This is a genomic window from Flavobacterium sediminis, from assembly GCF_003148385.1.
Lineage (GTDB): Bacteria > Bacteroidota > Bacteroidia > Flavobacteriales > Flavobacteriaceae > Flavobacterium > Flavobacterium sediminis.
In genome coordinates, this window is record NZ_CP029463.1 from 83,088 (window position 1) to 106,303 (window position 23,216).

The window sequence follows — 23,216 nt, forward strand, 5'->3', positions numbered from 1 at the left end:
ACTATGGAAATCATTCAACATAACACTGAAAAAGCAGGGAATTTCAAAGCTCTTTCTGATGGCAAAACAGCAGGATTAATGACTTACACTTGGGCAGGACCTGAAAAATTTATAATTGATCACACCGAGGTTTCTCCCGACTTTAAAGGGCAAGGTGTAGGAAAAAAAATGGTTTTGGCTGCTGTCGATTATGCGCGTAAAAACAATTTAAAAATTTTACCTCTTTGTCCGTTTGCTAAAGCCGTTTTTGAGAAAGACAATAGTCTTAGTGATGTTTTGTTTTAACCTTAAAATTTAAGTAACTTTAATCATTAATCCATTAATTGTAAATCTATGGAAACCAAAGAATATACAAACGGAGAGGTAACCATAATATGGCAACCGAAAAAATGTATCCATTCAGGGATTTGTGTTAAAACATTACCCGAAGTATATAACCCAAAAGAAAAACCATGGGTAAAACCAGAACATGCAAGTTCACAAGAATTGATCGATCAAGTAGCTAAATGTCCAAGTGGCGCTTTGAGTACAAAGAAATAAAAAAACTCCCGCAATTGCGGGAGTTTTTTATTTTATGAATACATTGTTTTTCGTAATTCTTTGATTTTCGGGTCGTCTAAATAATCGTCAAATGTCATGTAACGATCGATTGTTCCGTTCGGAGTGATCTCCAGTACCCTGTTGGCAACCGTTTGTGCAAACTCGTGGTCATGAGTAGTAAATAAAACAGTTCCTTTAAAATTCTTAAGCGAATTATTGAAAGCTGTAATAGATTCCAAATCCAAGTGATTGGTCGGTTCATCCAGCATTAATACATTGGCTCTGATCATCATCATTCTGGATAACATACAACGTACTTTTTCTCCTCCTGACAACACATTACACTTTTTCAAGGCCTCTTCTCCGGAAAAAATCATTTTCCCAAGGAAACCGCGAACGTAAACCTCGTCGCGCTCTTCTTCCGTTTTTGCCCATTGACGCAACCAGTCAACCAAATTCAGATCCGATTTAAAGAAGTCATGATTTTCAACCGGTAAATACGATTGAGTCGTTGTAATTCCCCATTCAAATTTTCCGGAATCCGCTTGCTGGTTTCCGTTGATAATTTCATAGAAAGCCGTTGTTGCTCTTGAATCTTTAGAGAATACTACGATCTTATCACCTTTGGCTACATTAAGATCGACATTCTTAAACAAAACTTCGCCTTCAGTAGAAGCACTCAGGTTTTCAATATTTAAGATCTGATCTCCTGCCTCACGTTCTTGTTCAAAAATAATTGCCGGATATCTTCTGCTTGATGGCTTAATATCGTCAACTTTTAATTTTTCCAACATTTTTTTACGAGAGGTCGCTTGTTTTGATTTTGCCACGTTAGCACTGAAACGACGGATAAACTCTTCCAATTCTGCCTTTTTCTCTTCCGCTTTTTTGTTTTGTTGCGCTCTTTGACGAGCTGCTAACTGGCTACTTTCGTACCAAAAGGTATAATTACCGGAATAATGAGTGATCTTTCCGAAATCAATATCGGAAATATGAGTACAAACCGCATCTAAAAAGTGACGGTCATGTGATACAACCAATACGGTATTCTCGTAGTTTGCTAAAAAGTTCTCTAACCATCCGATCGTTTCAAAATCCAGGTCATTCGTAGGCTCATCCATAATCAACACATCAGGATTTCCAAATAAAGCCTGTGCTAATAACACACGGACTTTTAATTTGGCATCCATCTCACCCATTAAAGTATAATGAAACTCGTCACCTATCCCTAAATTCGACAATAATGTTGCAGCATCACTTTCTGCATTCCATCCGTTCATTTCATCAAATTGCATTTGCAACTCCCCTATTCTGTCGGCATTCTCATCGGAGTAATCCAAATACAATGCATCCATTTCAGTTTTTACCTTATACAACACTTTATTCCCCATCATTACAGTTTCTAAAACTGTATGCTCATCAAACAAGTTATGGTTCTGGTTTAAAACAGACATTCTTTTTCCTGGCTCTAAGATAACGTGACCGGATGTGGGCTCTATTTCTCCTGATAAAATCTTTAAAAATGTAGATTTTCCTGCACCATTAGCTCCGATAATTCCATAACAATTGCCCTGAGTGAAAGTCACATTAACCTCATCAAACAAAATACGCTTTCCAAACTGAACCGATAAATTAGAAACTGTTAACATTTTTTCTTTTTTTATTAAAATTGTTGCAAAAGTAGAAAAAATAGTGCAGTTTTGGAGTGATTATTTAGAATAAATATAGGTTTATTTTAACTGTCTATTAACAAGGGCATTAATGAATAACTTATACATTTGTCTACAACCATTATGAATGTAATTTAATGATTAAGAAATACCTACTATATCTATTAACCCCATCTGTTCTACTTTCAACTTTTTTTACTTCCTGTGAAAAAGTATTTGAGCCGGATAATTATGTAGCATATTTTGGTGGGGAAATCATTAATCCGCAAAGTACTTTTGTACTTTTTATGAAAGACGGAAAAGTACTGGACACTCTTTTTCTTGACAAAAAAAACCGTTTCTATAAAAAATTTGACTCTTTAACTCCTGGCTTGTATACTTTTAAGTGCGAACCGGAGTATCAATACATTTATTTTGAAAAGAATGATAGTTTGATGATCCGTTTAAACGCTTTTGATTTTGACAATTCATTGGCTTTTTGCGGAAGAGGTGAGGAAAAAAACAATTTCTTAATTGACCTATACCTCAGGAACGATAGAGATAAGGACAAGTTATTTGAAGCAATTGATTACAACCTAAACGATTTTGAACACCTGATCGATTCCAGTTACAGCAGTAAAAAAGCTTTTTACTTAAAAAGAAGAGCTCAAATTGGCTGGGGTTCAGGATTTGATTCAATAGCTAAGGCTAGTTTAGATTTCAATCATTACATGAAAAAAGAGATCTATCCTTTTGCTCACCAGTTCAAAACAGGAGAGCAAGTGTATGAAAAATTACCTGAAAACTATTACAACTATCGTAAATCACTTTATTACAACAATAAGAACTTAACTAATTTTTCGCCATTCATAAAATACATCTCAGCTTTATTAAGCAATATTACTTATTCCAAAAACGGTGGGAAATTCAACGAAAACTCATTAGAGAACAATATCTTAAAACTAAATATTGCTGACACTTTAGTTAAAGATCACCAGATTAAAAATGTTATCTTAAACAATATTGCTTACATGTATTTACTGGAAGACCAAAACATGTACAATAATAAAAAATTCATTGATCGTTATCTTGAACTTTCTACCGATAAAGAACAACAAAAAGAAGTTCGCGAAATCTCCGAAGCCGTTCAAAAACTAATTATCGGAAAGCGACTGCCGGATGTTCATTTGGTCGATCAGCAAAACCGAACTGTTCCGGTAGAAGAATTAACACAAAATAAGGAAACAGTTATTTTCTTTTGGACTACAAATGCTGAATCGCATCTGAAGTCTTCTCACGGAAAAATCGCTGAACTTAAAAAACGATTCCCTGCCGTTAATTTTGTTGCTATCAACATTAATGACTCGGAAGAGAACTGGAAAAAAGCGCTTAAAAATTTCCAATTGGATCAAATTAACGAATATAAATCAACCGACTTTTCAGATATTAAGAAAAAATGGGTGATCACTAAGGTACACCGGGTAATTGTATTGAATTCGGATGGTACGATAAAAAATGGCTTTGCCAATCTGTTTGACATCAACTTTCATAAAAACTTACAATAAATAAAAAAAGCGACATCTCAGGATGCCGCTTTTTTTATCTTAAATTTTTGTTTTATTTATTCCCTTTTGCATAATCAGCTAAGAACTGAGCCAAACCGATATCTGTTAACGGATGTTTTAACAATCCTAAAATTGAAGACAAAGGTCCTGTCATTACATCAGCTCCTATTTTAGCACAGTTAACAATATGCATCGTATGACGAACTGACGCTGCTAAGATTTCTGTTCCGAATCCATAATTATCATAGATCTCACGGATCTCTTCGATCAGGTTTAACCCGTCAGTTGAAATATCATCTAACCTACCTAAGAACGGAGAAACATAAGTAGCTCCCGCTTTAGCAGCTAACAAAGCCTGACCGGCAGAAAATACCAACGTAACATTGGTTCTGATTCCTTTATCAGAAAAATATTTACACGCTTTAATTCCGTCTTTAGTCATAGGGATTTTAACTACAATTTGCTCATGTAATTCTGCTAACTCCTCACCTTCTTTGATCATTCCTTCAAAATCAGTAGCGATCACTTCCGCACTTACGTCACCCTCTACAATAGTACAGATATCCACATAATGTTTCAAGATATTGTTTTTTCCTGTAATACCTTCTTTAGCCATTAATGATGGGTTTGTAGTTACCCCATCTAAAACTCCTAATTCCTGAGCTTCTTTAATTTGCTCTAAATTAGCCGTGTCAATAAAAAATTTCATAGTTCGTTTTGTATTAATTTAAGTTGTGTTATTACGAGCGCAAAATTACAATTTATAATGATTCATCAATAATTTTTCATATACTTTATCCGGAAGAATACGTTTTAATACAATAGAGAATTTTTGCATAAACGCGCCTACTTTATAATGAATCTTCGGGTTAGGATTTTGTATGATCGTATAAATAGCCTCTGCCATTTCCATCGGATTACTTCCGGCATCTACATGTTCGTTCATCATTTCCAAAGTACTTCCGTAAGTTACTTCGTAGGCCGATCCTTTTACTAAAGGCGCATGATAGCGTCCGGCAGCAATATTGGTTGAAAAATCACCGGGCGCCACATTGGTTATCTGAACACCAAAAGGCTTTACCTCCATACGCATTGCTTCTGTTACCAATTCTAAAGCTCCTTTTGAAGCCGAATACACTCCTCTGAAAGGCAAACCCATATAACCGGCTATCGAAGTTACATTAATAATCAAACCTGATTTTTTGTCACGCATATATGGCAAAACAGCTTTCATAACTTCTATGGGACCGAATAAATTGGTTTCAAAATTATTTTTAATCTCTTCAGCAGGAATCTCCTCTAATGGCCCTGTAATACCTACTCCGGCATTATTAATCAACACATCTATCTTTCCTTCCTGATTCACTACTTCCTCAATGGCTTTTGCGATACTTCCTTTATCTCTCACATCTAAAGCGATCAGGTTAATTTCCGCATCAGGAAAACGTTCCGGATTTCTACTGGTTCCGTATACTGTAAATCCTTTATTTTTAAGAAAAACACCAACAGCTTTACCAATTCCGGATGAACCTCCTGTTATGAAAACAACTTTACTCATAATTAAAAATTTGTTTTGCGAAAGTACACAAGTTCAAACAATAAAAAAAATAACACAATTTTTAAGAACGTAGTTCCTTTATTCCTCAATTTTTACCATCCAATTTTATAAATTTGGAAAAAAGTTAGAAAATGGACAGAACTGAAACTTTTAGAGAACATATAGGAAACGGATATACCTGCAAAGGTGATTTTATAACCTTGGGGGAGCCATTTTAGATGGAGAAGCTATCGGACATGCTCCTATCAACATTCCTTTAAAAACTTTAAACCGACACGGGCTGATAGCCGGAGCTACAGGAACCGGTAAAACCAAAACCATTCAGGTTCTATCAGAACAATTGTCAGCAAAAGGTATTCCGGTATTAATGATGGATATCAAAGGAGATTTTTCAGGAATTGCAATGCCGGGCGAAGAAAAGCCATTTATTACGGAACGTCATGCTAAAATTACCTTGCCTTATGAAACCAAAGGTTTTCCGGTTGAACTAATGACCATTTCTAAACAAGACGGTGTTCGTTTAAGAGCAACCGTTTCTGAATTCGGACCGGTTCTATTCTCCCGAATCTTAGATCTAAACGATACCCAATCGGGTGTGGTTTCTGTCATTTTTAAATATTGTGATGATAATAATATTCCGCTTTTAGATTTAAAAGATTTTAAAAAAGTGTTACAATACGCTACTGACGAAGGTAAAGATGAGTTTACGGCTGACTATGGCAGAATTTCTGCAGCTTCGACTGGGGCTATTTTAAGAAAAACAATTGAACTGGAGCAACAAGGTGCCGATCTCTTTTTTGGTGAAAAATCATTTGAAATTGACGATTTAATGCGAATTGATGAAAACGGAAATGGTTATGTAAACATCATTCGTCTAACCGATATTCAGGACAGACCAAAGCTTTTCTCCACATTCATGCTGAGTTTATTAGCTGAAATTTACAATACAATGCCGGAGCAAGGTGATAGCGGTCAACCTGAATTGGTTATCTTCATTGATGAGGCTCACTTGATCTTCGATCAGGCTAGTAAAGCACTTTTAGACCAAATTGAAACCATCGTCAAATTAATCCGTTCTAAAGGCATTGGCGTATACTTTATTACGCAAAATCCTATGGATGTTCCTAGTGATGTTTTAGCACAGTTAGGTTTAAAAATTCAGCACGCTTTACGAGCTTTTACAGCTAATGACAGAAAAGCTATTAAAATGACTGCCGAAAATTACCCTATTTCAGAATATTATAAAACGGATGAAGTATTGACTTCTCTGGGAATCGGAGAAGCTTTCATTACTGCATTGAACGAAAAAGGGATTCCGACTCCTTTAGCCGCTACAATGATGCGGGCTCCAATGAGCAGAATGGATATTCTGACAGATGCTGAAATTGCAAATTGTATTGCTAAGTCTAAATTGGTAAAAAAATATAACGACGAAATTGACCGTGAAAGTGCTTATGAAATTTTAACCAAAAAGATCGAACAAGCACAAGAAATTGCAGCTAAAGAAGAAGAGAAGAAGCAAGAAGCCAAAGAATCGAAGCGCTCAAGTTCTTCTGCAAGAAAAAGTACGGCTCAAAATCCGATCGTAAAAGTATTGACCAGTGCAACCTTTATACGAGGTGCTATGGGTATTTTAATGAAAATGATGAAAAAGTAAGTTATGAAAAAGTAAGTTATGAAAAAGTATTTCATTCAAAAATCACCTTTTGTAGTTCCCACCACTGACGGAAAGCTCATTGAAGAGCATCATGGACTAACCACTGATAATAAGAACATCTCAATTGCTCACATGATTGCACCACCGGGTTGGAGCGAGCCTTTTCAAACACCTGAATTTGATGAATACACTTATATTATCAAAGGGAAAAAACAATTTATAATTGAAGAAGAAATTGTAGTTCTGGAAACGGGTCAGTCCATTAAAATAGAAAAGAACACCCGAATCCAATATTCCAATCCGTTTGACGAACCTTGCGAATATTTAGCCATTTGCCTACCGGCCTTCAATATGGAAAGTGTTCACAGAGAAGAATAAAAAAGCGGTTTAAAAACCGCTTTTTTATTTTGCTAATAAGTCTAATATTCGATGTTCAATGGGTTCAGTTTCCCAAATCTCTTCAATTTTATCAATAGACAGGATTTCCTGCATTATTGCATTTTGTTTTTCTCCTTCGGCCAATGCCTCAGCATAAGGCTGGTGACTAAACGTGACTCTACTGTACAACGGAACCCACTTATCCGGATGTTTTTCAGAGAACCATTTTTCAATTTTTTTCTGCAAATGAAATTTATCATCCGCCGTTTTGGAACTCATTTCCATGAAATTTCTATATGAAAGTTCCGCAATGGCATCGGCATTTGGTTTTCTTGACAACTGGTATTGTTCAAAAACAGTTTCCCAATCGTTACCATATTTTTCCATCATTTCTGCCAAAATGGTTATATCCTCAAATCCGGCATTCATTCCATGTCCGTAAAAAGGAACAATAGCATGGCAAGCATCGCCTATCAAAGCTACTTTATCCTTATAAGTCCAAGGATAACATTTCATTGTTACCAGATAACTGGTAGGGTTTCTAAAGAAATCTTCAACCAAGTTCGGGATCACTTCTTTAGTATCCGGGAAATACTTGGCAAAAAATGCTTCTAAAGTGGCTTTATCTTTTAATTGTTCGAATGAGTTTTCTCCTTCATGAGGCATAAATAACGTACAGGTAAAGCTTCCGTTTGTATTGGCTAATGCCATCAACATAAACTCACCTCTGGGCCAAATATGCAGAGAGTTCGGATCTATTTTATGACTACCGTCCGGATTTGCCGGAATATGAAGCTCTTTATAGCCCAATTTCAGAAACTCCTGTGAATAGTTGAACATGCTTTGTCGTTGCATACGGTGACGGATTCTTGAAAAAGCGCCATCAGCTCCGAATACAATATCATAATCCAAATCGTGCCATTCTCCTCTTTCTGTAAGTCCTTCATGAAGTGTTGCTGTAGAGAGAGTAATATCCCAGATTTTGCTTTCAAAGAAAAACTGAACACCTTCAGCTTCTGCCAAATCAACCATCTTTCTATTTAAAATACCTCTGGAAAGCGAAAAAATTGCCTGATCTTCTTTACCGTAATTTTGAAAATTAAGAGACGAATCTTCCAAATGGATGGCTCTTTTATAAACCGGAATCCCTATTTTTTTAATTTCAGTATCCAGTCCTAACTTTTCTAAGGCTTTCCAACCTCTATCTGACATGACTAAGTTAATAGAACGACCTGAAAATTCAACAGTTCTTATATCTTTACTTCTGTCGAAAACGTGAACGGTATGCCCGGCTCTTTTTAAATATATAGCTAATAAAGTACCTACTAATCCGGCACCGACTACCGCTATCTTTTTTTGTTCTTTCATTTAAGAAAAAGACTTAAAAATGTATAATGAACAAAGTTACAGATATTATTGAGAAACAAGCTTTATAAGTCTCTTTTTTTACCGTATAAAAAAAGGAGCTTAATTCTCAGCTCCTTTTATATCTACTTGTATATGTCCCCAATTCTCTCCTGACTTGATCCGGTAGACCTGCATCTCTGTAATGCCGAATTGTTTCGCTAAGATCTTGTGTCTGGTTTTTCTGTTGGGATCCAATAATTTCTTTTTCAGGCGTATAACATCATTGACTGTCAGCTTTTGTCCGTCTCTTTTTTTATTGAACTCAATGAGCTTTCTTTTAGCTTCCTTTACATAAGGGCTTCTCTGTCCATGTTCTAACATTTCTTCATACGTAACCCACTTCAAATTATTGACATGATTATTCTGTCTGTCATAATCTAAATGAATAACATGAGTATGATCTTCCTTCTTTTTTTCAATAAACAATGAAGCGACCAAAAAATGATAGGAATAATGAATGTATTTTTTCTTACCATCTATACTTCTTGAAAAATTCAAAAAATTATAGCCATCGGTTAAAGAACCTTTTAATAGCAAGCAATTTCCAAGATCTTTATCGCAACTTTTGATTCTACCTAAATTTGATACTAAGTAACGTTTTTTAAGTTCAAAATCGGGTACAAATTCTTTCCACTCTTCTACAATAAAGTGATTCATACATTTATATGTTTGGTTAATAGCAAATTGTATTAGCTAATGTACGAATTTTTTACTTTTATTATCTCTTTTTAAATTATTTTTCTAAATATTTTTCCGACTTTATTTTATTTCAGAATCCCTTTTCTTAAAATCTGTCCGAAATCGTACATATCCTCGAAAGAAGAATAAAAAGGTACCGGAGCCAATCGGATAACATTCGGTTCTCGCCAATCGGTTATTACTCCATTCTCCATTAAATAATTAAACAATTCTCTTCCTTGTCCGTGTAAGTAGACTGAAAGTTGGCAACCTCTTTCAGTCTGATTTTCAGGTGTAAGAATCTCGAATGTTGTCCCTTCCACTTCCGCATCTATCTCGCTAAGAATAAATTCCAGATAGGCTGTCAGAAGGTTTCTCTTTTTGATCAATTTTTCCATCCCTACTTTTGCAAACATCTCTACAGATGCTAAATACGGTGCCATTGACAAAATAGGCAAATTACTAATCTGCCAACCATTTGCTCCGTGAACCGGGTCAAACTTCGGTTCCATTAAAAAGCGGCGTTCTTTATTGTGTCCATACCAGCCGGCGAATCTTGGAAGATCATTATCATTATGATGCTTTTCATGAACAAAGTAACCTGACACATTTCCCGGACCTGAATTCATGTACTTATAACTACACCAGGCAGCAAAATCGACATTCCATTCGTGTAATTTAAGGGCTATATTTCCTGCAGCATGAGCTAAATCCCAACCTACATACGCACCTTGTTTTTGTCCGGCTTCAGTAATTGCTTTCATATCTAATACTTGCCCGGTATAATAATTGACCCCTCCGAAAAGTACTAAAGCTAATTCGTCTCCGACCTCTTCTATTTTCTGAAGAATATCGTCCAAACGCAGCGTGTTCTCCCCTTCTCTTTTCTTAACTTCTACAATAGCTTCTTCAGGGTTAAAACCGACTGATTTCGCATGAAAATGCACTTGGCTCTGAAACATATACTGATCGCTCGGAAATGCTTTTTCCTCACAAATGATCTTATATTTCTTAGCTGTAGGCTGATAAAATGAAACCATTAGCAAATGCAAGTTTACCGTTAAGGTATTCATTACCCCTACTTCTGTTGGTTTAGCCCCTACAATTTCACTTAACGGCTGGCAAAAACGTTCATGATAATCCCACCAAGGCTTTTCTGAATAAAAATGTCCTTCTACGGCTAAATTTGCCCAATCGTCCATTACTTCATCTACATAAATCTTAGCACTTTTAGGCTGCAAGCCTAATGAGTTTCCCGTAAAGTAAATAACTTCTTTTCCATTTACTTTAGGAAAAATAAATTCGTCACGGTATTGATTCAATTCGTCCTGAGAATCTAATTGCTTTGCAAATTCTCTTGAGTTTATAAAGTCCATCTTAATCTATAGGTTAGTTTTGTTGTTTGCCCACAAAGGTAAACATATTGGAATAAGTAAAAAAGAGAGGGATATAAAAAAGAAAAACTCCCTTAAGGAGCTCTAAAAAACGGCAAGCGACCTACATCGCACCGCTACAACCGCATACCCTTGCTGCGTTCCCACCCTGGGGGATTCTGCAGGAGCTGGTCGTGTAGGACTTGCCGGTGCAAATATACAATCTTTTTGTATTTTTACAAGGCGATTGTTTCTTTAAAATTTCGTTGTATATTGTCATGACAAAAAATTACAATCATGATACACTTTAAGCTATTCGCTTTCACTGCATTAAGTGTTGCAGTTCTGAGTTGCGAAAAAGACAAAAATGAGCTAAAAAATAATTTTTCTATAGATACTTCCCACTTAAAACAGGTTTACAGCCTTAATGAAAGCATCAATTTACAGGTTAAAAACGCTAAAAATCTACCTGTAGACTCGATTCAATATTTCCTGGGAGATACAAAAATAGGATCCGCTACCGGAAATTCCCTTTTCCCTTTTGCTTTAAGAGAAACCAAATTAGGGAGTCATACAATTAAAGCCACAGTTTATACTGAAGGTACGACTGTTGATGAAGAGACTAAAATTACATTGGCATCGAGCATTCAGCCTAAATTATTAAACTATAAAATTGTAAATACTTATCCTCACGATATTAAAGCTTATACACAAGGTTTTGAATTTTACCGCGATACTTTATTTGAAGGAACCGGTAACGGAAGAGGATCCGGAACAGGAACAAGGGATGTTTCCAGTTTGCGTAAAACCGACTACAGAACCGGTGAAGTATTTAAAAAAATAACATTAGAAGATCAATATTTCGGTGAAGGAATTACCGTTTTGAACAATAAAGTATACCAACTTACCTGGCTTAATAAAGAAGGATATGTATACGATGCCGACACTTTTAAAAAAATAAAGACTTTTAAATACTTTAAGGATATTGAAGGCTGGGGATTGACTAATGACGGGAAAAAATTGTACATGAGTGACGGTTCTGAGAAAATTTATGTTTTAGATCCGGAAACCATGCAAGAAGTAGATTATATTAATGTTTATACCCAACATGCAAAAATTGAATCTTTGAATGAACTGGAATGGATTGACGGCAAAATTTGGGCTAATATTTACGGAAAAGATGCTATTGGCGTTATCAATACTGATGGTGAAGTAGAAGCTATTTTAAATTTAGGAGACCTTCGTAATAAAGTTACCCAGCATCCCGACATTGATGTTTTAAATGGTATTGCTTATAACCCGAAAACAAAAACTATTTTTGTCACCGGAAAAAATTGGGATAAAACCTTTGAACTATTGATTGAAGAATAAAAAAAGCGGTTTAAAAACCGCTTTTTTTATTTAGAACTAACCTTTGCTCTTTTCTGTCTGTAATGCTCTTTTGAACTGATATATAATGTTTTTTCTAACTCCGTAAAAACAGTCTCTTTACCGTCAGTTATGTTCAGTTTTTTTACAAAATCTATCTCTTTATTTTCCTGAACCTGTCTCTTTATCTCATTAATTTCGTCAATGGAAAATTCAAAATCCACAAAAGCATTTGAATAAGCAGGTTTTCTGAAGCGTATTTGAGTGGCTTTATCCCAAACCACATAATCTTTCCCTAAAATCTGCATGAGTTGGATCATATAAATTGGATCTGTTGCCGAAAACAAGCTGCCACCAAACATAGATCCAACATAATTCTTATTGCGATAGGTTAACGGAATTCTGATTTTTACCAAATGCAGATCTTCCGATACAAAATATAACTTTCCGCAACTTCTTCTGTACATAGGAGATACGTTAAACATTACCCGAAACAGAGTAGCCAGTTTAACGTATTTCTTTAATACGCCAAAAATTGAATCGTACATTTTACTGAATGAGCTTTTGAACAATTTGCTGTACCGGAAGTATCGCTCTTGTTTCTTCAATACTTGGTCCCGCTACCCAAACGGTTTTATAGGTTACTTCTTTAGCTGCTTTTTCGGTTGCTTTCATTCCGATATAAAAACGGAACATCTTCACCCATTTTTTTAGCTTTTTATTCTTGTTCAATATACGCTCGATCCAAGGCTGTTTTGTTCCTACTTTTTGAACATAAGGTGTATTGATCACGGTACAAGGTGTTCCTGATATCCTTTCAGTCATCACAATATCTCCGGCTCCGTAATCCACACAAGCTTGTTTATATTCCTGAGATACTCCTGATTCTTCAGAAGCAATAAACGGACTTCCAACAGAAACGCCTACTGCTCCGTAACTTAGCATTTTATCAAGATCCGCTTTCGTAGACACTCCTCCTGCTGAAATAACCGGGATCGCTGTATTATCATTCAGTAACTTAATCAATGCCTCCGGATCAATATTTCCGCGATGTCCTCCGGCTTGATTATTTACCGCAATAATAGCGTCTGCTCCTAAGCTTTCTACTTTTTTGGCATAAGCCAAGTCCGTTACATCGCAAAACACTTTCACCCCAGCTTTATGTGCTTCTCTGATCGTTTCTTCTGGACTTCCTAATGACGTAACAATGAAATCAACTTTTTCATCACATAGCATTCGGAGTTGTTCTTTATACTTTACATTTGATTTATTGACAATTAGGTTAAAGCCAAAACTTCCTCCTTCTGTTTTTGCGGCTTTCAACTCTTGAATTGCTGTTTTAAGCTCCTCCAAAGTCCTGTAATTTAATGCCGGTATACAACCTGCAATGCCACATTTCATCCCTTCAATGACCATTTTAGTATTGGATACCAAAAACATAGGTGCCATTAAGACCGGATGTTTAATGTTTAAAATATCGGTTAGTGATTGTTTGCTCATTTTTTATTTATTTTACCCAAATATATAAAAAAATAGTATGCACGCATATTAATTAACGTTTCAGAAGCTTTAAAAAATATAAAGAAGTCTTCTTAAAATATTGATTTCGTTGCTTAGAAAAGCTTGGATAATAAAAAATCCAACTTATTAGTTGGATTTTTTATTATTCTTCACTTATTAAAAAACTCTTTTAATCAATTAAAAGCTTTTTAATTCCACTTTTGTCTTCAGATTTTAATTCTAAAAAATAAACTCCATTATCTAAACTTCCAACTGATACAATAAATTTATCATTAGAGAATTGAGAACTTTTTAAAACTCTTCCGTTTATATCTATCAAACGAAATTTAATATCTCCAGCAGTTGCATTTTTCTCAATAATAATACTTCCGTTTCTATCATAAAAAGCATCTGCAAAATCTAATGAAAAATTACTGTTTGAAAGTGTCTGGGACAACTGGGCTACTTTTGAATAAATATTATCATTAGTATTAGAAATCAATACTCTAAAATAATTACCTGAAAAACTTGAAGGAATATTATTTAAGCTTAACGTATTTGTGTCTGATCCTGAAATTTGAGGAATTGTTCCCCGTCATTTAAGATTGTCCAATCTGTTAAATCTGTACTCATCTCCCATTTATAAGTTAAGGCGTTTGTTGAAGCTACAGAAAAACTTACATTTCCATTAGTTGTGAAAGTAGAATTCTCCGGTTGAAGATTTACAATCACATAATCACATATTAAAGTACCTGCCCCTGTTGTCCCTAAATTTGTCTGTTGCAAAAGAATACTTCCAGCCATATTAGAATAATTTGTTGACAAAACAACATAAAACTTACCCGCTTGGGCATTACTTAAGCTGAAATTTTCGGTTGGCGATGCCGAATAACTACATGAAATTAAATTATTATTGATAGCTGTATTACCTGTAGGATAATCATACAATTCAACGGAACAATCAGGTAAATCGGTGAAGGGTTCCCACAAAGCATAATCGAGATCTTGATTATTGTACGTAGGTGCATTATCCCCTTGACTCAATTGAAATTCATAATCTCCGGCTGTACCTGTTTTAAAAATAAACCAAGTTGGATTCGGTGTTGTACTTAAACAAGAAACCGCTCCGGGAGAAGCAATGTTGGTTGAATTTGAAATCACAACATTATTACCACAAATAGGTGTTGCATTAAAACAACTGACAATTTGTGAAAATGAATACGCGAAACTAAAAACCATAAGGAAACTTAATGTAATTTTTTTCATAAGACGTTTTTTTATTAAATAAGATAATAAAATTAAGAAAAGGTTGCGTAAAAAAACAAAAAGCCGTCAAAAATGACAGCTTTTTATTCAATCTATTTTTATGTAAACTATTTCACCTCTTCAAAATCAACATCTTGCGTTTGATCTCCTGAATCAGTATCACCTCCTTGTGGTTGTGCTTCCTGAGCTCCGCCTTGTTCAGCCTGAGCTTTGTACATTTCTTCAGAAGCATTTTTCCAAGCCTCGTTGATCTTATCTAAAGCAGGTTGAATAGTATCTACATCTTTAGTCTCGTAAGCTTTTTTCAAATCTTCTAAAGCGGCATTAATAGCTGTTTTATTTCCTTCTGATAATTTATCACCAAAGTCACTCAATTGTTTCTCTGTTTGGAAAATCATGCTATCAGCTTCATTTAATTTTGCTACTTTTTCCATAGCTGCTTTATCTGCTTCGGCATTCATCTCTGCTTCTTTTTTCATTTTTTCGATCTCTTCCTGAGTCAATCCGGAAGAAGCTTCGATACGAATATCGTGAGATTTACCTGTTCCTTTATCTGTTGCAGAAACTTTAATGATACCATTAGCATCAATATCAAAAGTTACTTCAATTTGAGGTACTCCTCTTGGTGCAGGCGGAATTCCGTCTAAATGGAAACGTCCGATTGTTTTATTATCTGTTGCCATAGGTCTTTCCCCTTGCAACACGTGGATTTCTACCGATGGCTGATTATCTGCCGCTGTAGAGAACACTTGCGATTTTTTTGTCGGGATAGTTGTATTGGCTTCGATCAATTTAGTCATTACTCCTCCCATAGTTTCAATACCTAATGAAAGCGGAGTAACATCTAACAATAATACATCTTTTACATCTCCTGTTAATACACCACCTTGAATAGCTGCACCAATGGCTACAACCTCATCCGGATTAACTCCTTTTGATGGTTTTTTACCGAAGAATTTCTCTACTTCTTCCTGAATCACAGGGATACGTGTAGAACCACCAACTAAGATTACCTCATCAATATCAGATTTTGACAATCCTGCATCTTTTAATGCTTTTTCACATGGCAACATAGAACGTTTTACCAAATCGTGAGCCAATTGCTCAAATTTAGAACGTGTTAAAGTTTGCACCAAGTGTTTAGGTCCTGAAGCTGTTGCAGTAACATAAGGCAAATTGATCTCTGTTTGAGCAGAAGACGACAATTCGATTTTAGCTTTTTCAGCAGCTTCTTTTAAACGTTGTAAAGCCATTGGATCTTTACGTAAATCAACTCCTTCGGCAGCGTTGAATTCATTTGCCAGCCAATCGATGATTACTTGGTCAAAGTCATCCCCTCCTAAGTGAGTATCCCCGTTAGTTGACAATACTTCAAAAACTCCGTCTCCTAATTCAAGGATAGAAATATCAAATGTACCCCCACCTAAGTCATATACTGCAATTTTTTGATCTTTTCCTGCTTTATCCAAACCATACGCTAAGGCAGCAGCTGTCGGTTCATTAATGATACGCATCACTTCTAAACCTGCAATCTGACCTGCTTCTTTAGTAGCCTGACGTTGTGCATCATTAAAATAAGCCGGAACGGTAATAACTGCTTTATCTACAGTTGTACCTAAATAATCTTCGGCTGTTTTTTTCATTTTTTGAAGAATCATAGCCGATAATTCTTGTGGTGTATACAAACGACCGTCAATATCAACTCTTGGCGTATCGTTATCTCCTTTTACCACTTTATACGCTACATTTCCTGCTTCTTTTTGGCTTTCGGTAAATTTGTTCCCCATAAAACGCTTAATAGAAGCAATGGTCTTAGTCGGGTTTGTTACCGCCTGACGTTTAGCCGGATCCCCTACTTTAATTTCTCCTCCTTCAACAAAAGCGATTACTGAAGGCGTTGTTCTTTTCCCCTCTGCATTAGCAATTACTACTGGTTCTCCACCTTCCATAACTGCCACACAAGAGTTGGTTGTACCTAAATCGATACCAATAATTTTACTCATAATATATTCTCCTTTTTAGTTCAATTTGATTGTTCCTCTACGAGTGAACAGTGATAAACACGCTTTCTATTAGTCAAGTTTTGTGCCAATACAAAAATGTTATGTTTTGGTTCTCATTTTGTCAGAAATACCATTTTTTATATGACAACATGACATTTTTGCTGACAATTCTTTTCTATTGAATGTCATTCTGAATATATCATTATCTTTGCCTTAAGAAAACACTTAAGATGCAATTTTCAGATTTAAACCTACACAGAAGTTTACTTGAAGCTATTAAAGACAAAGGGTATACTGCTCCGACACTGATCCAGCAACAGGCCATTCCGGAAATATTAAACGGAAACGACATTGTAGGATGCGCACAAACCGGTACCGGTAAAACGGCTGCTTTTGCTATTCCTATTTTAGAGATACTACATCCTATTGTAGGTTCTGCTAAAAAAAGAAAATTCATCCGTACTGTGGTCGTTACACCTACCCGGGAATTGGCTATGCAAATTCAGGCTAATTTCGATGAATATGGAAAGTACATGAATACCCGTACTTTAGTATTATATGGCGGTGTTAATCAAAACCCGCAGGTTCAAGCTTTAAAAGAAGGAGTAGATATTGTTATTACAACTCCGGGACGCTTTTTAGACCTGTACAAACAAGAATTCATCAGTCTGGATCAAATGCACCATCTGGTGATTGATGAAGCCGACCTGATGCTGGATATGGGTTTTATTAATGATGTGAAGAAAATCGTTAAGCTATCACCCGAAAACAGGCAAACACTTTTGTTTTCAGCTACCATGCCATTTGAAATTCGTGTGCTAGCCGATTCTCTTTTAAAGAATCCCAAATATATTATTGTAGACCCGGTTTCTAGTACTTCAAAAAACATCAAGCAATCTATTTATTTTGTTGAAAAAGAAGACAAGAAAAAGTTACTGGCACATATTATAAAGGAAGATGCTATTGAACAAGCTATTGTTTTTGTTCGAACGAAACACGGAGCTGACAATGTTGTTAAATCCTTAGAAAAACAAAACATTTCTGCAGTAGCCATACACGGTGACAAATCGCAATCGGCTCGTATCAAAGCTTTAGAACGATTTAAAAACAAAGAAGTTAACTTTTTAATAGCGACAGACATTGCCGCTCGAGGTCTGGATATTGAACAATTGCCTATTGTAATCAATTATGATCTGCCAAATATTCCGGAAACCTATATCCATAGAATCGGAAGAACAGGAAGGGCAGAAAATGAAGGTAGATCCATTTCTTTTTGTGGTAAAGATGAGAAAACCTACTGGCAGGATATTGTAAAACTGACGCAAGCCAAAATAAAAGAAATAACTGATCATCCTTTCCCATGGAAAGAAAGTTCAGACACAAACACTTCTGCTCCTCCCAAAAAGGATTTCAGAAACAACAATAAATCTCAAGCCAATAAAAACAAATCCAAGAAATCAAATTCCAGAAAATCAGATAATTCAAAGAAAAACAAAAAACGCTGGTATTAATTATTTATTTGTTAAAAAATAATACTCTATTTTATATGATTTGCATTTGATTATCTTTGCTACAGAAACTATTTTTTGAATAAGATATGGAGTGTATTTCTGTTTTTGATATGCTTAAGATCGGTATTGGTCCGTCTAGTTCTCATACTCTCGGTCCCTGGAGAGCTGCCGAACGTTTTCTACAAGAATTACGTCAAAAAAAGAACATTGATTTTATCAACAGAGTTCAGGTTGATCTATACGGCTCACTTTCTTTAACCGGAAAAGGGCATGCTACTGACCTGTCAATAATGCTCGGTTTAAGTGGCGCTGATCCGGAATATATTCCTGTTGAGAGTATAGATGTCATTATTTCAGCGATTAAAAATAAGCATGAAATTTTCTTAGCTAACGAAATTATCATCCCGTTTAATCCGGAAACAGATATTATATTTAACCGTAACTTTTTACCTTTTCATGCTAACGGTTTAACCTTTACAGCCTATTTTGAAAATGAAGAATATAGTGAAACCTACTATTCCATAGGCGGTGGATTTGTGGTAACCGAAGATGAAAATAACAGAAATGAAGAAATAAAATGTGCTTTTCCATTTCCTATAGATAAAGCCAGTGAACTTTTGGCTTACTGCCAGCAAGAAAACATGAAAATATCTGAAGTGGTTTATGCTAATGAAAAGTCTATGAGAAATGAAGCATTTATTCATAGTGAACTGCTTCGAATTTGGGATACAATGCTGGAATGTATGTACATTGGTTGTCATACTGAAGGTATTTTACCCGGAGGGTTAAACGTAAGGCGAAGAGCTTACGATATGCACAAAAATTTAATCGGAGTTTTACCTTATGATAACCCGTATTCTTGGTTACAGATTATTCGTCAAACGGAAGTAAAGTTCAGACAAATCCTGAAATGGGTAAGTTGCTTTGCCTTAGCCGTTAACGAGGTTAATGCTTCTTTAGGACGTGTTGTTACCGCTCCTACCAACGGAAGTGCAGGTGTTATTCCCGCTGTTTTAATGTACTATATGGTCATTGAAAATCACGAAGCAAATGAAGAGCAAATCAAACAATTCTTGCTTGTAGCCGGAGAGATCGGTTCTATCTTTAAAAAAGGAGCTACCATTTCTGCTGCTATGGGAGGTTGTCAAGCTGAAATCGGAGTTTCAAGCGCTATGGCTGCCGGAGCACTTTGTGAAGTAATGGGCGGAACTCCTGAGCAGGTTTTAGTGGCCGCTGAAATTGCCATGGAACATCACTTAGGATTAACTTGTGATCCGATCGGAGGATTAGTTCAGGTACCATGTATTGAGCGAAACACTATGGGAGCCATTAAAGCGATCAATGCAGCCGAACTCGCTTTGGAAACCGATGCTAAGAATGCTAAAGTTCCGTTAGACAAAGTCGTGAACACCATGTGGGAAACTGCCAAAGACATGAACTCTAAATACAAAGAAACCAGTGAAGGCGGATTAGCCGTTGGTGTTAACCTAACCGATTGTTAGTGGGAACCATAAAGAAAAACCGGCTTTTTTATTCCGTACTAACCTTACTGGTCATTTTTTTAGGTATTCTATCCCGTAAGATCAGTTTTGTTCCGCTTTATACAGGCGATATCTTATATGCCGTAATGATTTATTTTGGTTTTAGAGCAATATTCTTTTTGAAACCAAAAATCACGTTCATACTGAGTCTGTTATTCTGTTTCTCCATTGAAACATTTCAATTAATTCAATGGGAATGGCTAATCGTTATCCGAAAAACAACCTTAGGCCATTACATACTGGGACAAGGTTTTCTTTGGACTGATTTGATGTGTTATTTATTCGGAACCTTTTTTGCTCTCTTTTCGGATCACTACCTTAGGAATAAAAATTAATTCTTTCTTCTGGTATCAATGATGTGAACGATTTTCCACGTGCCATCCGGTTCCTTTATCATGGTAAAAGAATTAACTCCGACATGGCTTAACTGATTATTGACATAGAATTCGTAAGGCGTCCAAACGTGAGCCATATTACCATCTGTTTTAACTTTATAATCGATAATCTTTTCTAAAAATGAAACCGTATCCGGTATGTTTGCTATCGACTTGTAGAACTCTTCAGCTGTTTCTACTTTTAGGCGAGTTCCTTCTACTGCATTTGTTACAGTCTGCATACTAATATTGTCATGACACACTTGCTGTAAGCCTGTCGTATCCTGAGCATGAAAGGCTTTAAAAAAATCCTCAACAACCTCTTTAGGCTCATTTTGGGCTATTGCCACCAGATTAAAAAACAAGAAACCTATTAAACATCTGACTTTATTCATATTATCCTTTTTACTCATTAGTTGGAGAAAAGAAAAATTGTTACAATTCAAAGTAAAAAAAATGATTTTACTACTTTTACACAATTAAAAAACCAAAAAATGTCAGTTGCAAAAAAAGATTATAAAAGAATTACAACAAAATCATTAGTGGAAATGAAACAACACGGAGAAAAAATCTCCATGTTAACTGCTTATGATTATACTATGGCTAAAATTGTTGATGCTGCAGGTATCGATGTTATTTTAGTCGGTGACTCAGCCAGTAATGTAATGGCCGGACACGAAACAACTCTTCCGATCACTCTGGATCAAATGATATATCACGCTTCCTCTGTAGTAAGAGCAGCAGAACGTGCGCTGGTGGTGGTTGATCTGCCTTTTGGTACTTACCAATCAGACCCTAAAGAAGCTTTACGCTCAGCAATACGTGTAATGAAAGAAAGTGGCGGGCATGCCGTAAAATTAGAAGGAGGTAAAGAGATCAAAGAATCCATTAAAAGAATCCTTCAAGCAGGTATTCCGGTTATGGGACACTTAGGACTAACTCCTCAGTCTATTTATAAATTCGGAACTTATACCGTTAGAGCCAAAGAGGAAGAAGAAGCAGAAAAACTAATTGAAGATGCTAAAACTCTTGAGAAATTAGGTTGTTTTGCCGTTGTCTTGGAAAAAATCCCTGCCAAATTAGCAAAAAAAGTTGCTGAAAGCATCAGCATTCCGGTTATTGGCATTGGTGCCGGAAACGGTGTTGACGGTCAGGTTTTAGTTGTTCATGATATGTTAGGAATGACACATGAGTTCAACCCAAGGTTTTTACGTCGCTATATGAATTTATACGAAGAGATGAGCACAGCCATCAGTCAATATGTAGATGATGTAAAGAGTGTAGATTTTCCTAATGAAAATGAGCAATACTAATTCGTATTCATTGTTTTATTAATTCGATCATTTGACCGATTCAGAAATGAAAATTCTCTCTACCAAGGATAATCTGCAAGTACTACACGAAGACAATCATATTATTGTAGTCAACAAACGTGTAGGCGATATTGTTCAGGGCGATAAAACAGGAGACAAACCGTTATCGGATGTCGTAAAAGAATATATAAAAGAGAAATACAACAAACCCGGCGAAGTCTTTTTAGGTGTAATTCATCGTTTAGACCGACCTACTTCCGGGATTGTTGTATTTGCCAGAACATCTAAAGCTTTATCCCGATTAAACGAAACCTTTAAAAATAGGGAAACTCAAAAGACCTATTGGGCAATAGTAAAAAAACAACCTCCGAAAGAAAAAGATACTTTAATTCATTTTCTAACCCGAAACCCGAAAAACAATACTTCTAAAGCACATCTGAAAGAAGTCAAAGACAGTAAAAAAGCTAGTCTCTCCTACTCTGTTTTTCAAAAACTAAACAATTATTATGCTTTAGAAATTGATTTACATACCGGTCGACATCATCAGATCCGTTGCCAGTTGGCAGCTATAGGATGTCCGATCAAAGGAGACTTGAAATACGGATTTGACCGTAGCAATCCTGACGGAGGAATTCATTTACATGCCCGAAAATTAAACCTGCAACATCCTGTTACAAAAGAAATTATTACATTTACAGCACCCACTCCCGATGATGTAATCTGGAATACTATTTCTTAATAATTCTGACCAAAATGAAAAAAAAAATTGAAGACAAATTAATGTATGGGTACTCTCTTGATTTAGGAGTCGTAATCGAAGAAGGTTTTGCTGTTTATAAAAAAACTTTTTTAATCAGCGGGCTTGCATTAATACTTTTAAGCATCGTTTTCATTATACTCTATTTAGGACTAATCGCTGCTTTCTACGGATTAGGCAACTTTTCAGAACTAATAAGTCAAATTAGCATTATGTCCAGAAAACCTACTTATCTCATTAGTACAGGTGTTTTTTCTACTATTGCAAGCGCTATTATGGCTCCGGTAACAGCCGGATTCATTCATGTCAATTATTTAGCCAAAAGAAACCGTGAATTCAGTTTAAGCACCTATTTTGAATTTTACAAAGGAAAATATGTAATACCTCTTATGACTGCTTATGCAATCATCGGTTTTACCATGTCCATAACAAATGTGATGCTGGCTTTTGTAGGATTAAATTTTTTAAGCTTCATCACACAAGGACTGATCTCTATGGTTACCATTTTTACCATACCTTTAATTATTTATGATGACATCAGTTACTCTGAAGCACTTTCTAAAAGTATTACACTATTCGGCAAGCAACCTCTTTATATTTTTGTAGCATTATTGGTTGCCTTTTTCTTTTCAATGCTAGGCTTTATCGCTTTTTGTATAGGGATCATTTTTACAATTCCTTTTTTATACAGTACATATTACAGTATTTACGAGCAGGCAATAGGTTTTGAAGAGAAATCAGAGATTGAAGAAATCGGAACAGAATAAACTATAAAATA

The 23,216-nt window shown here is 35.6% G+C and carries 23 protein-coding genes, 1 other RNA gene and 1 pseudogene; 12 read left to right on the forward strand and 13 right to left on the reverse strand.

The annotated features are described in order from the left end of the window. The first annotated feature begins 3 nt into the window (after positions 1-3). Positions 4-285, forward strand: a complete 282-nt coding sequence (locus tag DI487_RS00390) for a GNAT family N-acetyltransferase (protein WP_109567895.1) — start codon at positions 4-6, stop codon at positions 283-285. A 48-nt stretch (positions 286-333) separates the two neighbouring features. Beyond that, positions 334-540, forward strand: coding sequence for a (4Fe-4S)-binding protein (locus DI487_RS00395; protein WP_109567896.1), 207 nt, complete (start codon positions 334-336; stop codon positions 538-540). A gap of 32 nt (positions 541-572) precedes the next feature. Here the strand turns inward: DI487_RS00395 and DI487_RS00400 are convergent, their stop codons facing one another. Then, positions 573-2,189: an ABC-F family ATP-binding cassette domain-containing protein gene (locus tag DI487_RS00400; RefSeq protein ID WP_109567897.1), complete on the reverse strand. Its 1,617-nt coding sequence runs from the start codon at positions 2,187-2,189 to the stop codon at positions 573-575. A 158-nt stretch (positions 2,190-2,347) separates the two neighbouring features. Between DI487_RS00400 and DI487_RS00405 the strand changes: the two genes are divergently transcribed. Next, positions 2,348-3,754, forward strand: a complete 1,407-nt coding sequence (locus DI487_RS00405) for a TlpA family protein disulfide reductase (RefSeq protein ID WP_109567898.1) — start codon at positions 2,348-2,350, stop codon at positions 3,752-3,754. A gap of 52 nt (positions 3,755-3,806) precedes the next feature. On the opposite strand, the gene fsa is transcribed toward DI487_RS00405, so the two are convergent. Continuing rightward, complete coding sequence (fsa, locus tag DI487_RS00410; protein ID WP_109567899.1) at positions 3,807-4,463, reverse strand: fructose-6-phosphate aldolase; 657 nt, start codon at positions 4,461-4,463, stop codon at positions 3,807-3,809. Between the two features lie 45 nt (positions 4,464-4,508). Then, entirely contained in the window at positions 4,509-5,312 is an 804-nt protein-coding gene (locus tag DI487_RS00415) for an SDR family oxidoreductase (RefSeq protein ID WP_109567900.1), read from the reverse strand. Positions 5,313-5,443: 131 nt separating this feature from the next. Between DI487_RS00415 and DI487_RS00420 the strand changes: the two are divergent. Together DI487_RS00420 and DI487_RS00425 are read left to right on the forward strand one after the other, a co-directional pair. After that, positions 5,444-6,969: pseudogene (locus DI487_RS00420) on the forward strand (helicase HerA-like domain-containing protein). 18 nt (positions 6,970-6,987) lie between these two features. Next, positions 6,988-7,347 (forward strand): cupin domain-containing protein, encoded by a 360-nt coding sequence (locus DI487_RS00425; protein ID WP_109567901.1) that lies wholly within the window; start codon positions 6,988-6,990, stop codon positions 7,345-7,347. 24 nt (positions 7,348-7,371) lie between these two features. Here DI487_RS00425 and DI487_RS00430 read toward each other — a convergent pair whose 3' ends face one another. The 4 genes from DI487_RS00430 to ffs all read right to left on the reverse strand — a co-directional run bounded on the left by DI487_RS00430 (position 7,372) and on the right by ffs (position 11,014). After that, on the reverse strand, positions 7,372-8,715 hold the full coding sequence (locus DI487_RS00430) for an FAD-dependent oxidoreductase (protein WP_109567902.1): 1,344 nt from the start codon (positions 8,713-8,715) through the stop codon (positions 7,372-7,374). A 99-nt stretch (positions 8,716-8,814) separates the two neighbouring features. Then, positions 8,815-9,411: an NUMOD4 domain-containing protein gene (locus DI487_RS00435; protein ID WP_109567903.1), complete on the reverse strand. Its 597-nt coding sequence runs from the start codon at positions 9,409-9,411 to the stop codon at positions 8,815-8,817. 107 nt (positions 9,412-9,518) lie between these two features. Further along, positions 9,519-10,808, reverse strand: a complete 1,290-nt coding sequence (gene kynU / locus DI487_RS00440; RefSeq protein ID WP_109567904.1) for a kynureninase — start codon at positions 10,806-10,808, stop codon at positions 9,519-9,521. A 107-nt stretch (positions 10,809-10,915) separates the two neighbouring features. Further along, positions 10,916-11,014: signal recognition particle sRNA small type (ffs, locus tag DI487_RS00445), an RNA gene on the reverse strand. 88 nt (positions 11,015-11,102) lie between these two features. Here ffs and DI487_RS00450 point away from each other — a divergent pair. Further along, positions 11,103-12,176, forward strand: coding sequence for a glutaminyl-peptide cyclotransferase (locus tag DI487_RS00450; protein WP_109567905.1), 1,074 nt, complete (start codon positions 11,103-11,105; stop codon positions 12,174-12,176). Between the two features lie 26 nt (positions 12,177-12,202). On the opposite strand, the gene DI487_RS00455 is transcribed toward DI487_RS00450, so the two are convergent. The 5 genes from DI487_RS00455 to dnaK form a co-directional block, all read right to left on the reverse strand. Further along, on the reverse strand, positions 12,203-12,721 hold the full coding sequence (locus tag DI487_RS00455) for a DUF4442 domain-containing protein (RefSeq protein ID WP_245896467.1): 519 nt from the start codon (positions 12,719-12,721) through the stop codon (positions 12,203-12,205). Position 12,722: 1 nt separating this feature from the next. Then, on the reverse strand, positions 12,723-13,673 hold the full coding sequence (locus DI487_RS00460; protein WP_109567906.1) for an NAD(P)H-dependent flavin oxidoreductase: 951 nt from the start codon (positions 13,671-13,673) through the stop codon (positions 12,723-12,725). A gap of 190 nt (positions 13,674-13,863) precedes the next feature. After that, complete coding sequence (locus DI487_RS00465) at positions 13,864-14,130, reverse strand: T9SS type A sorting domain-containing protein (protein ID WP_170108150.1); 267 nt, start codon at positions 14,128-14,130, stop codon at positions 13,864-13,866. 92 nt (positions 14,131-14,222) lie between these two features. Next, positions 14,223-14,939, reverse strand: a complete 717-nt coding sequence (locus DI487_RS00470; protein ID WP_109567908.1) for a hypothetical protein — start codon at positions 14,937-14,939, stop codon at positions 14,223-14,225. A 107-nt stretch (positions 14,940-15,046) separates the two neighbouring features. Beyond that, entirely contained in the window at positions 15,047-16,942 is a 1,896-nt protein-coding gene (dnaK, locus tag DI487_RS00475; protein WP_109567909.1) for a molecular chaperone DnaK, read from the reverse strand. A 230-nt stretch (positions 16,943-17,172) separates the two neighbouring features. Between dnaK and DI487_RS00480 the strand changes: the two genes are divergently transcribed. The 3 genes from DI487_RS00480 to DI487_RS00490 all read left to right on the forward strand — a co-directional run bounded on the left by DI487_RS00480 (position 17,173) and on the right by DI487_RS00490 (position 20,329). Continuing rightward, complete coding sequence (locus tag DI487_RS00480; protein ID WP_109567910.1) at positions 17,173-18,453, forward strand: DEAD/DEAH box helicase; 1,281 nt, start codon at positions 17,173-17,175, stop codon at positions 18,451-18,453. A gap of 86 nt (positions 18,454-18,539) precedes the next feature. Then, positions 18,540-19,955 carry an L-serine ammonia-lyase gene (locus tag DI487_RS00485; protein WP_109567911.1) on the forward strand — a complete coding sequence of 472 codons (1,416 nt, stop codon included), beginning with the start codon at positions 18,540-18,542 and terminating at the stop codon, positions 19,953-19,955. Further along, the gene (locus DI487_RS00490; RefSeq protein WP_262498000.1) at positions 19,955-20,329 is read left to right on the forward strand and encodes a ribosomal maturation YjgA family protein; all 375 of its coding nucleotides are present in this window, start codon (positions 19,955-19,957) and stop codon (positions 20,327-20,329) included. Before DI487_RS00485 ends, DI487_RS00490 begins: the two co-directional genes overlap by 1 nt. Here the strand turns inward: DI487_RS00490 and DI487_RS00495 are convergent. Beyond that, positions 20,326-20,763, reverse strand: coding sequence for a YybH family protein (locus DI487_RS00495; protein ID WP_109570552.1), 438 nt, complete (start codon positions 20,761-20,763; stop codon positions 20,326-20,328). The genes DI487_RS00490 and DI487_RS00495 overlap by 4 nt on opposite strands. A 99-nt stretch (positions 20,764-20,862) precedes the next feature. Between DI487_RS00495 and panB the strand changes: the two genes are divergently transcribed. From panB to DI487_RS00510, 3 genes are read left to right on the forward strand one after another with little or no spacing between them, the layout of a single operon-like run. Beyond that, positions 20,863-21,681, forward strand: a complete 819-nt coding sequence (gene panB / locus DI487_RS00500) for a 3-methyl-2-oxobutanoate hydroxymethyltransferase (RefSeq protein WP_109570553.1) — start codon at positions 20,863-20,865, stop codon at positions 21,679-21,681. Between the two features lie 46 nt (positions 21,682-21,727). Further along, positions 21,728-22,420: an RluA family pseudouridine synthase gene (locus tag DI487_RS00505; RefSeq protein ID WP_109570554.1), complete on the forward strand. Its 693-nt coding sequence runs from the start codon at positions 21,728-21,730 to the stop codon at positions 22,418-22,420. Positions 22,421-22,434: 14 nt separating this feature from the next. Then, positions 22,435-23,205 carry a hypothetical protein gene (locus DI487_RS00510; protein WP_109567912.1) on the forward strand — a complete coding sequence of 257 codons (771 nt, stop codon included), beginning with the start codon at positions 22,435-22,437 and terminating at the stop codon, positions 23,203-23,205. Positions 23,206-23,216: the final 11 nt, after the last annotated feature.